The sequence below is a fragment of the Streptomyces sp. NRRL F-4489 genome (assembly GCF_001509485.1).
Classification (GTDB): domain Bacteria; phylum Actinomycetota; class Actinomycetes; order Streptomycetales; family Streptomycetaceae; genus Streptomyces.
Genome location: NZ_LLZI01000060.1, coordinates 1 through 10553 on the forward strand (window position 1 = coordinate 1; position 10553 = coordinate 10553).

Annotated in this window: 7 protein-coding genes and 1 pseudogene; 1 reads left to right on the forward strand and 7 read right to left on the reverse strand. The window is 74.6% G+C overall.

The window, feature by feature from the left end; translation table 11 throughout:
- The 7 genes and pseudogenes from ADL22_RS07535 to ADL22_RS07565 all read right to left on the reverse strand — a co-directional run.
- Positions 1–1408: MFS transporter (locus ADL22_RS07535; protein WP_066975013.1), on the reverse strand; the 1408-nt coding region annotated here is incomplete at its 3' end.
- 105 nt (positions 1409–1513) lie between these two features.
- Positions 1514–2536, reverse strand: a complete 1023-nt coding sequence (fbaA, locus tag ADL22_RS07540) for a class II fructose-bisphosphate aldolase (RefSeq protein WP_066974999.1) — start codon at positions 2534–2536, stop codon at positions 1514–1516.
- Positions 2537–2825: 289 nt separating this feature from the next.
- The gene (gene pyrE, locus ADL22_RS07545) at positions 2826–3368 is read right to left on the reverse strand and encodes an orotate phosphoribosyltransferase (RefSeq protein WP_066975001.1); all 543 of its coding nucleotides are present in this window, start codon (positions 3366–3368) and stop codon (positions 2826–2828) included.
- Between the two features lie 69 nt (positions 3369–3437).
- Positions 3438–4283 carry an aldose epimerase gene (locus ADL22_RS07550; RefSeq protein ID WP_066975003.1) on the reverse strand — a complete coding sequence of 282 codons (846 nt, stop codon included), beginning with the start codon at positions 4281–4283 and terminating at the stop codon, positions 3438–3440.
- Positions 4284–4373: 90 nt separating this feature from the next.
- Complete coding sequence (locus ADL22_RS07555) at positions 4374–5387, reverse strand: SRPBCC domain-containing protein (RefSeq protein ID WP_066975005.1); 1014 nt, start codon at positions 5385–5387, stop codon at positions 4374–4376.
- A gap of 455 nt (positions 5388–5842) precedes the next feature.
- A pseudogene (locus tag ADL22_RS34550) lies at positions 5843–7618 on the reverse strand (hypothetical protein); the annotation flags it as partial.
- A gap of 131 nt (positions 7619–7749) precedes the next feature.
- Positions 7750–8268, reverse strand: coding sequence for a DUF2617 family protein (locus ADL22_RS07565; protein ID WP_066975007.1), 519 nt, complete (start codon positions 8266–8268; stop codon positions 7750–7752).
- 989 nt (positions 8269–9257) lie between these two features.
- Between ADL22_RS07565 and ADL22_RS07575 the strand changes: the two genes are divergently transcribed.
- A complete protein-coding gene (locus tag ADL22_RS07575) occupies positions 9258–10436 on the forward strand; it encodes a pyridoxal phosphate-dependent aminotransferase (RefSeq protein ID WP_066975011.1) in 1179 nt (392 codons plus the stop codon).
- Positions 10437–10553: the final 117 nt, after the last annotated feature.

Sequence of the window (10553 nt, forward strand, 5' to 3'; positions counted from 1 at the left end):
GGTGGGTGGGGTTGCGGATGGTGAGGCTGGCGAGGAGGGCGGCCAGGAGGAGGAGCAGGGCGCACAGGGGCATGGCGCGGTGGAAGGCGGTGGTGAAGGCGGGGGCGGAGCGGTAGGTGTCGGGGCCCATGCCGGCGAGGAGGGGGAGGGCGGCCACGGCGAGGAGGCCGGCGGCGCGGGCGGCGGCGTTGTTGACGCCGCTGGCGAGGCCGGCGCGGTCGACGTCGACGGCTGAGAGCACGGTGGCGGTGAGGGGGGCGACCAGGGTGACCATGCCGGCGCCGAGGACGACCAGGGCGGGGAGCACGTCGGCGGCGTACGAGGCGGAGGGGCCGACCCGGGTCATGAGGAGCATGCCGGCGGCGCAGAGCAGGGGGCCGACGGTCAGGGGGATGCGGGGGCCGATGCGCTCGCCCAGTGCGCCGGAGCGGGACGAGAGCAGGAGCATCAGCGCGGTGGTGGGGAGCAGCGCGGTGCCGGCGCGGAGCGGGGAGTAGCCGGCGACGACCTGGAGCTGGAGGACGGCGAGGAAGAAGAAACCGCCGAAGGCGGCGTAGACGCAGACGGTGACCGCGTTGACGGCGGAGAACTGGCGGCTGGCGAAGATCCGCGGCGGCAGCATCGGGTCGGCGCGCCGCCGTTCCACGTGGACGAAGACCGCGCCGAGCAGCACCCCGGCGGCCGCGGGCACCAGCACCGCCGGTGCGGCGCCGCGGACGGGGGCCTCGATCAGGGCGTAGCTGACGCCGGCCAGCGCCAGCGCGCCCAGGACGGCCCCCGGTACGTCGAAGCCGCGGGGCCTGCCGGTGACGCGTTCGCGGGTCTCGGGGACGTGCCGGAGCGCGAGCGGGACGCAGACCGCGGCCAGCGGCACGTTCAGGAAGAAGACCCAGCGCCAGCCGGCGCCGTCGACCAGCCAGCCGCCGACGAACGGGCCGACCGCGGCGGCCACCCCGCCCAGCCCGGACCAGGCGCCGACCGCCCGGGCCCGGTCGTCGGGGTGGAAGACGGCCTGGATCAGGGCGAGCGAGCCGGGGGTGAGCAGCGCCCCGCCGACGCCCTGGAGCGCCCGGGCGGCGATCAGTACCACGGCGTCCGGGGCGAGGCCGCACAGCAGCGAGGCCGCGGCGAACCACACGACGCCGATGACGAAGACCCGGCGCCGGCCGAACCGGTCGCCGAGCGACCCGCCCAGCAGGATCAGCGCGGAGAGGGTGAGCAGGTAGGCGGTGACGGTCCACTGGAGGGCCGCCAGGTCGACGTCGAGGTCGGCGCCGATCCTCGGCAGCGCGACGTTGACGACGGTGCTGTCGAGCATCGCCATACCGGAGCCGAGGACCGTCGTGGTCAGCACCCGGCGGCCCTGCGGCGAGGAGAGTCGCACCGCTCCGGGATCAGCTGCGTCCATGGGGTGAGCATGCCCCGGCCGGCGGCCGTGCGCGCGGCCGTACGGCGAAGGGCCCCGCGGCCGGGGTGGCGGCGGGGCCCTTCGGAGCCGCGGTGCGGCCGGTGGCTACTTCAGCTTGGTGCCGGTGGAGCGCAGGTTGGCGCACGCCTCGGTGACGCGCTTGGCCATCCCGGCCTCGGCCAGCTTGCCCCAGCTGCGCGGGTCGTAGGTCTTCTTGTCGCCGACCTCGCCGTCGACCTTCAGCACACCGTCGTAGTTGCGGAACATGTGGTCCGCGACGGGGCGGGTGAAGGCGTACTGGGTGTCGGTGTCGAGGTTCATCTTGACCACGCCGTTCTCCAGCGCGGTGGCGATCTCCTCGGCAGTGGAGCCGGAGCCGCCGTGGAAGACGAAGTCGAACGGCGCCGCCTTGCCGTACTTGGCGCCGACGCCCTCCTGGAGGTCCTTCAGCAGCTCGGGGCGGAGCACGACGTTGCCCGGCTTGTAGACGCCGTGGACGTTGCCGAACGAGGCGGCGAGCAGGTAGCGGCCCTTCTCGCCCAGGCCCAGCGCCTCGGCGGTGCGCAGCGCGTCCTCGACCGTGGTGTAGAGCTCGTCGTTGATCTCGTGGGTGACGCCGTCCTCCTCGCCGCCGGTCGGGGTGATCTCGACCTCAAGGATGATCTTGGCGGCGGCGGCGCGGGGCAGCAGCTCCTGCGCGATGGCGAGGTTGTCGGCGAGGTTCTCGGCGGAGCCATCCCACATGTGCGACTGGAAGAGCGGGTTGCGGCCCTTGGCGACGCGCTCCGCGGAGATCTCCAGCAGCGGGCGGACATAGCCGTCCAGCTTGTCCTTCGGGCAGTGGTCGGTGTGCAGCGCGACGTTGACGTCGTACTTCTCGGCGACCACGTGCGCGAACTCGGCGAGCGCGACCGCGCCGGTGACCATGTCCTTGTTGTACTGGCCGCCCAGGAACTCCGCACCGCCGGTGGAGATCTGGATGATGCCGTCGCTCTCGGCCTCGGCGAAACCGCGCAGCGCCGCGTGCAGCGTCTGCGAGGACGTCACGTTGATGGCCGGGTAGGCGAACTTGCCTGCCTTCGCCCGGTCCAGCATCTCGTTGTAGACCTCAGGGGTTGCGATGGGCATCTGTCCGCTCCTTGTGTGTGCGGGGTGTGCGTTCTTGGCCCTGACCAGGGGGCGAGGACTTCGCCGTGGCACATCTTCCCAGACTCACCGGCTTGCTCCACATCGCCCGTATGGCGGCCCCGTGCGGGGGAGGAGATGTTTCACGTGAAACACGGCGCGATGTTTCACGTGAAACGGTGCCCGTGGTTTCACGTGAAACATGGGCCGGTGTTTCACGTGAAACATCGGGCGCGCGGCAATGCCGCAGGTCAGCGCCGGACGCCGGGGTGGCGGGCGCCGGGCCGGCCGGTCAGCTCAGGCCGAGATCGGCGAGCTGGTAGCCGGTGAGGTACGGCAGGCCGGCCGCGTCGATGGCCGAGGCCGCGCCGCGGTCCACGATCGTCGCAACCGCAACCACCTCGGCGCCGGCCTCCCGCGCCGCCTCGACGGCGGTCAGCGGCGAGCCGCCGGTGGTGGAGGTGTCCTCGACGACCAGGACGCGGCGGCCCGTGATGTCCGGGCCCTCGATCCGGCGCTGCATACCGTGGGCCTTCTGCGCCTTGCGGACGACGAAGGCGTCCAGCCGGCGGCCGCGGGCGGCGGCGGCGTGCAGCATCGACGTCGCCACGGGGTCGGCGCCCAGCGTCAGCCCGCCGACCGCGTCGAAGTCCAGGTCGGCGGTGAGGTCCAGCATCAGCTGACCGACCAGCGGCGCCGCCTCGCTGTCCAGGGTGATCCGGCGCAGGTCGATGTAGTAGTCGGCCTCCTTGCCGGAGGAGAGCGTCACCTTGCCGTGCACCACGGCCTTGTCCTTGATCTGCTGCAGCAGCGCGCCGCGCACGTCGTCCGTCATGCGCACGAGCTTAGGACAGCACCTCGGCACCGGTGTCCGCCGCCTGCGGCGCGGGCCGGCTCCGCCCGGCTACAGCGCGCGCCAGCTCCAGGTCGTGGAGATCTCCAGCGGGTCGATCGGGGTGACCAGCCGCGGGGTGGTGTTCAGACCGTTCGGCGGGCCGGACTGCGGCTCCACGCAGACGGCCGCCTCCTGCTCGTCGTAGACCACCACCCACTCGGCGCGGCTGGCGACCGTCAGCTCCAGCCGGCCGGGCCAGGTGAGGGTGACCTCGACCCCGCGCGGCATACCGAAGCAGTCGTCCCACGGTCCGGGCAGGGGCGTGATCCGGCGGCCGGTCGGGAGGTGGTCGGCGCCGCGCTCCTCCTGCCACTCCGGGGCGAAGTCGATCCGGACGTCCTCGCCCTCGCCGAGGTCGCGCCGGAACCACGGGTGCCAGCCGGCCTGCGCCGGGAACGAGTCGCCGGTCGCCTCGACCCCCATGCTCAGCGTGAGCGAGCCGCCGTCCTCGGCCAGTTCGACGACCTGGGTGACCGTCCCCGGGTACGGCCAGGGGGCCGCCGGGTCGCTCAGGTCGTAGGTGAAGGCCGCCGCGGTGGGGCCGGTCCGCGCGGTGCGCCAGCGGACGTCGCGGCCGGTGCCGTGAATGGCGTGCGGCGGGGAGTTGACCGGCATCCGGTGCAGTTCACCGCCGTTGCGGAAGGTGCCGTGGTCGATCCGGCCGCACCAGGGCACCATCGGGAAGCAGCCGTACTTGTCGCCCTGGCGCAGCAGCTCGGTGCCGCCGATCCGCAGACTGCCGATCCGGCAGCCGTTGTCCGGGTGGACGGTCAGTTCGGTGTCGCCGGCCCGCAGCCGTACGCCGTCCCCGCCCGGCTCCCGCGCCGGGCTCTGCGTGGTCTTCTCGGTGCTCACGGAAGCGACCCTAGCGGTGCGCCGGCCCGTACGCCCGGACCCGGCCGCCGGCGGACCGCCGGGTCACCGGCCGCCTCCCCGGCCGGCCGGTCACCGGCGCCGCCGCAGCACCCGCCCGACCACCACCGCCGAGGCCAGCACCACCGCGGCGGCCGGCGCGGCCCAGCGCAGCGGCACCGAGCCCGCACCGGTCTCCGGCGCGGGCACCGGCGCGTACCGGCCGCGCGGCGGCGCGTGATCGACCTCCTCCGCACTCCGCCCGATCATCGTCCGGCGGGCGTGCGCCGCCTCCGCGGGCGCGTCCCCGTCCCCCTCGTCCAACGCGTCCGGCCCGTCCGCCGCGAAGCCGTCCATCAGCGCGTCATCCGCCGCCAGACGCTCGGCCCGCTCGGCGTCCGCGTCCTCGTCCGCGCCGGGCCCGGCGCCGGGCTGCCCGTCCGGATCATCCGGATCGGCGACCACACTGACGTCATCCTCGGCATCGCTCAGCGGATCCAGCGACGGCGGCGGCACCTCCGTATCGAAGATGCTCTGCGACACCGGCCGGGAACCCGCCCCGGGCCCGTCCGGCGCCCCTGCCGCCTCCGCGTCCTCCGGTGCGCCGGGAGCCTCCTGCGCCTCCTCGACCGGGCGTTCTCCGAGATCCGCCGCGAGGTTCTCCGCGAAGCGGTCCAGCAGCCGGCGCCCGGCGGCCGCCGCGGCCCGGTCGCCGGCGGCGGCGAGCCGCCCCTCGCTGCGGACCGTGCCATCGCACACCAGCGCCGTCCCGGGTCCTGGCTCGGTCGCCGGAACGCACCGCACGGTCAGGGTCAGCGCGACGGTCCCCTCGCCCCGGGTCTCGGTCCCGGCCGCCTCGACGGTCACCGGGCCCGCCGCGCCACCGGCCTCCGGGTCGTCGTCCGCCGGACCGCCGCCGACGGTGAGCGTGCCGCGGTAGGTGATGGTGGAGCTCCCGACGCGCAGCCGCAGCCGGCCCTGCGGGCGCTGCGGAGCGGCATCGGCGTCGAGCTGGACTCCGGGGACGCAGCGCGCCACGCGCTCGGCATCGGTGAGCGCCTGCCGCACGGTCCGGACGGGAAACGGAACGTACACCTCATGCTCCATGGCATGGGAGCCTACCCAGCGCCCCCCGCCCCAGCCCCCGCCGCGGCACGAATTTCCACGGAGGCGGGTCGGCAGGGCGACGGGGGCTGCCGGCCCCCTCCACCCCCGCAGCCCCGCGCTCACTCCAGGTACCTCGGCCGCATCAGCGTCGATGGGGGGAGGCCGGGGATGCGGTCCTGGGACTGGGCGCGGGAGGCGGATCGCAGGGCGGAGGGGCTGATGAGGGCGGGCGGGCCGGGTGGGGCGTCCGGGGACGGGGTGAGCCGGGGCGGCTGCCGGGCGGCCAGGACGAAGCCCCAGTAGCGGGTGCGGTCCGGGATGCCGGCGGGCCGCCCCGGGCCTCCGGCGCGCCCAGCGCCCGGCCCCAGGCCCGGGGCCCCCATCTCCCGGCCGTCCGTCCCGGGCCGGGCGCACGCGCGGTGGTGGGGCACCGAGCGGTCCGGGCCGCCGGAGAAGCCCGGTGAGCGGCCGGGGATGCGGTACGGCAGGGTGCGCAGGCCCACCGAGCGCAGCGTCGCCTCCACCGTCCAGAACGTGCGCGGCCGGGCGAGCGGCGGTCCGGCGTGCACCACCAGCCGCCCGTCCGGGGCCAGCATCCGCAGGGCCAGGCCGTAGAACTCCTGCGAGTAGAGCTTGGTGCTGGCGGTGATCCCCGGGTCGGGGAGGTCGGAGACGATGACGTCGTAGCGATCCGATCGGTCGGGGCCGGGCACACGGGCGGCCGAGGACGAACGGCTGACGGAGGACGAACGATCCCCGGAGGCCCGGCTGTTGGCGGCGGCCGCGCCATCGGCGGTGGACACCCGGCCGGCGGCGGGCGAACGGCCCCCGGTGGGCACCCCGCCGGCGGCCGGCGAACGGCCCCCGGCGAGCAACCGGCCGGCGGCGGACGCACCGCTCGCGGCGGCCGAACGCCCCGTACCGCCCGAACGCCCCTGCGCCCGCAGCCAGTTGAAGGCGTCGGCGGTGACCACCCGCACCCGGGGGTCGTCGAACGCGTGGCGGTTGAGCGCGGACAGGCCCGGGTCGGTGCGGGCCAGCCGGACCACCTCGGGGTCCAGTTCCACCACCGTCACCGAGCGGGCCGCGCGGTAGCGCAGCACCTCGCGTACGGCCAAGCCGTCCCCGCCGCCGAGGATGAGCACCCGGCCGTGCGGGCCGCCGGCCATCGCGGGGCCCACCAGCGCCTGGTGGTAGGCCCGTTCGGTGTCGGAGCTGACCTTGAGGCGGCCGTCGAGGAACAACTCCAGCGGGCTGCCGGAACCTTTCCTCCCGCGCCCGGAACCGGAACCGGGACCCGAACCCGGTCCCGCCCCGGGCGGACCGCCCACCCCTCCGGTCAGCACCACCTCCTGGACGCCGGTCTGCTCGGCGACCCGGGCCGGCGCCCCGTACACCGCCCGGCGCGCGGCCGCCTCGAACGGGCCGGACAGCGCCACACCCGCCGCGAGCAGCGCCAGCACCAGGACGTTGACGGCGGCCAGCACCCAGCGCGCCCGGGCGGTCAGGTCCCCGCCGAACAGCCACAGCACCAGGACCGCGCCGGCGACGAGGTTGACCCCGCCGGTGACCAGCGCGCCGCTCAACTGCCCCAGGCGGGGCAGCAGAACGAAGGGGAAGGCGAGGCCGCCGACCAGCGCGCCGACGTAGTCCGCGGCGAACAGATCGGCCACCGCGCCACCCGCGTCCTGCCGCCGCACCCGCTGGATCAGCGTCATCAGCAGCGGTATCTCCGCGCCGATCAGCACGCCGATGGCCAGCGAGAAGCCGACCAGCGCGGAACGGGACTGGCCCAGCCACGCGAAGCAGGCGTAGAGCGCCATCGCCGAGCCGCCGCCGACCAGCGCCAGCACCGTCTCGACCGCGGCGAACCCGACCGCGGCCCGGCAGCGCAGCCGCTTGGCCAGCAGCGCGCCGACGCCCATCGCGAAGACCATGAAGGACAGCACGACGGACGCCTGGGTGACCGAGTCGCCGATCAAGTAGCTTGCCAGCGCGACCAGTTCGAGTTCGTAGACCAGGCCGCAGGCGGCGCAGACGAAGACCACCGCGAGGACCAGCAGCCGGCCGAGCCGGGCCGGCACCGGCAGCCGCGCCGGCGCCCTGGCTTCCGGCGCCTCCGGGACATCCGGCACCTCCGGCGTCTCCGGGGCGCCTGGCGCGTCCGGCACCTCCGGGGCCTCCGGCGGGCCGCACACACCGGCGGCGAGAGGCTCTGGCGGGTCGATCATGACATGAACGCTACGTGACGAGATGGTGTCGTTACGTCACCCACAGGAGTGCACTGTCCGTGCTGTGCACACCAGTTGAACAGCGATCCAACCGGCCCGCCGGCCCCGCGGCCGCGCCACGGACCCCGCCCTCAGACCGGTACGGCCGCCCGCACCCCGACCCGCGTCCGGGTGGCCACCAGCCGCCCCTCCTGCGGGTACGCGTGCCAGGTCCGCCAGCGCACCTGCCCGTGCCGGCGCTGCGCGAGCATCGCGGTGAACGCGTGCGGCGAGCCGGGGAAGGTGCCGGCGAGACCGTGCGGATGCTCGGCGACCAGCGCCAGCAACTCCTGCGCGCGGCCGGCGAAGGAGCCCCGGGAGAGCGTCTCGACGTGCGCGGCGAACTCGTACTCCCAGTCCCCCAGCCGCTTGGCCACGCCGAGCGGCAGCGGCGTACTGCTGCCCGGCATACAGGCGACGGTCTCGGAACAGGTGCCGTTCTCCTCGTCGAGCAGCACCTGGTGCGATGCGCCGAGCAGCCTCAACTGCACCTGCGCGCCGCCGAGTTGGAGGTTCATCACGGCCAGCGCCGGCAGGGGTTCCCTGCCCAGGGCCCAGGCCAGGTCGGATGCTCGGGTATCGGTGTAAGCCGTTTTCAAGGTGGTGAGCATGGGTCGGCTCCGCAAGCACGCAGTGGATGGTGGGCCGGCCCGCCCGAGATGGGGATCAGGGATGCATGACTGCCTGCCGGCTCGTGCCCACGCGGGGTCCGAGAACTGGGGGATTCTCATGGACGAGGGAATCACGGATGCGGTGGCGCCCACAGCGTTTTTACCCATCTTCGCCCTGGTTCCATCCCCTAGAGGGCCATGCAGTTCACCTGTTCAAACACCAATCGCACAAGTAAGGTTGGGCTAATTTTCGCCATCCGACAGTCGCATATGCGGGGCCGCATGAGCGGGGCGCATGTGTGCCGGTGGCGGCGGCCCGGCGGACCCGGTGCGGCGGCCCGGCGGCACCGCCCGAGCGGCCCGTCCGGCCCCGGGAAGCGGTGTGCCCACGGCCGCGGAATGGTTCGTTCCGCCGCCGTGGGCACATCCGGTCGTCAGTACATCCGTACGAGTGCGCCCGGGGGCGCATCACCGCCCCCGGGCGCCGCGCTCCGGCTCAGGACCCCCCGCCGCAGCCGCCCCCGCCGCCGCAGGACGAACCCCCGCCGCAGGAGTGCCCGCCGTGGTGGCCGCCGCCGCCACCGCACGAGTGGTGACCGTGGTGCCCGTGGTGCCCGCCGCCCGACGATCCGGACCCGGACCCGGAATCCACGGCGCCCCCGCCGGCCACCCACCAACTCCCCCCGCCACCACCGCTGTTCCGGCTGCGGCTGCTGCCACCGCTGTACCCCGTGGACCGCCCGGACGCCCGGCGGCCCTTCCGGCCGCCGCGCGCGGCGGCCACCACAACCGCCAGCAGCACGACCACGATCCCGGCGAAAACCAGCAGGACCATCATGTTCCGCACCACGCTCCTCCCCTTCCCCCGCAGCGAGGCTTCGTTCCCCGTCGGCGCCCCCGTCGGCCCCCCGGTGCGGGGCTCCTGCCCGGGCCCCCCGCGGCGCAAAGCACAGTTGAGGAACTCCAGAGCTTCGGCGGAGGATGGCCGCATGGACCGACCGCTGCTCAACCGACGCCTCGCCGCCTTCGGCACCACCATCTTCGCCGAGATGTCCGCGCTCGCCGTCCGCACCGGCGCGATCAACCTCGGCCAGGGCTTCCCCGACGCCGACGGCCCGGAGGAGGTGCGGGAGGCCGCCGTCCGGGCGCTGCGCGACGGGCGCGGCAACCAGTACCCGCCCGGCCCCGGCGTCCCCGAGCTGCGCACCGCCGTCGCCGCCCACCAGCAGCGGTTCTACGGGCACCTCGGGCTCGGCTGCGACCCCGACACCGAGGTGCTGGTCACCGCCGGCGCCACCGAGGCGATCGCCGCCGCGCTGCTCGCCCTCCTGGAGCCGGGCGACGAGGTGATCGCCCTGGAGCCGTACTACGACTCCTACGCCGCCTGCATCGCGATGGCCGGCGCCCGCCGCGTCCCGGTGACCCTGCGCCCGTCCGCGGAGACCGGCCGCTACCACCTCGACCTCGACGAACTGCGCGACGCGATCACCGGCGACACCCGGCTGCTCCTCCTCAACACCCCGCACAACCCCACCGGCACCGTCCTGTCCCGCGACGAACTGGCCGCCGTCGCCGAACTCGCCGTCGAGCACGGCCTCTTGGTCGTCACCGACGAGGTCTACGAGCACCTGGTCTTCGAGGGCGAGCACCTGCCGCTGGCGTCGTTCCCCGGGATGCGCGAGCGCACCGTCACCATCGGCTCGGCCGGCAAGACCTTCTCCTTCACCGGCTGGAAGGTCGGCTGGGTCACCGCCCCGGCCGATCTGATCGGCGCCGTCCGCTCCGCCAAGCAGTTCCTCACCTACGTCTCGGCCGGCCCGTTCCAGTACGCGGTGGCCGAGGCGCTGGCCCTGCCGGACTCCTACTTCACCGCGCTCCGCGACGACCTGCGGGCCAAGCGCGACATCCTCGCCACCGGCCTCGCCGACGCCGGCTTCGGCGTCTTCCGCCCGGCCGGCACGTACTTCATCACCACCGACATCCGCCCCCTCGGCGAAACGGACGGCTTCGCCTTCTGCCGCTCCCTCCCCGAACGCGCCGGCGTCGTCGCCATCCCCAACGCGGTCTTCTACGACCACCAGGACGAGGGCGCCCCCTTCGTCCGCTTCGCCTTCTGCAAATCCGTTTCCTTGCTGGAGGAAGCCGCCAGCCGCTTGAAGCGGCTTTAGGGGGCGGCGGGGGCTTTCAAGGGGCGGCGGGACTCTCGGTCCGCCGCCCCTTCCGCACCCCGGCCCCCCGCCCCGCGCCCGCCACCCGATCGCCCACCACCGCTGGCGGGGTGGGGT

Coding starts and splice junctions, on each gene's coding strand:
- fbaA (WP_066974999.1), bottom strand. CDS start 2,536: ATGCCCATCGCAACCCCTGAGGTCTACAACGAGATGCTGGACCGGGCG.
- pyrE (WP_066975001.1), bottom strand. CDS start 3,368: ATGACGGACGACGTGCGCGGCGCGCTGCTGCAGCAGATCAAGGACAAG.
- ADL22_RS07555 (WP_066975005.1), bottom strand. CDS start 5,387: ATGGAGCATGAGGTGTACGTTCCGTTTCCCGTCCGGACCGTGCGGCAG.
- ADL22_RS07565 (WP_066975007.1), bottom strand. CDS start 8,268: ATGCTCACCACCTTGAAAACGGCTTACACCGATACCCGAGCATCCGAC.
- ADL22_RS07575 (WP_066975011.1), top strand. CDS start 9,258: ATGGACCGACCGCTGCTCAACCGACGCCTCGCCGCCTTCGGCACCACC.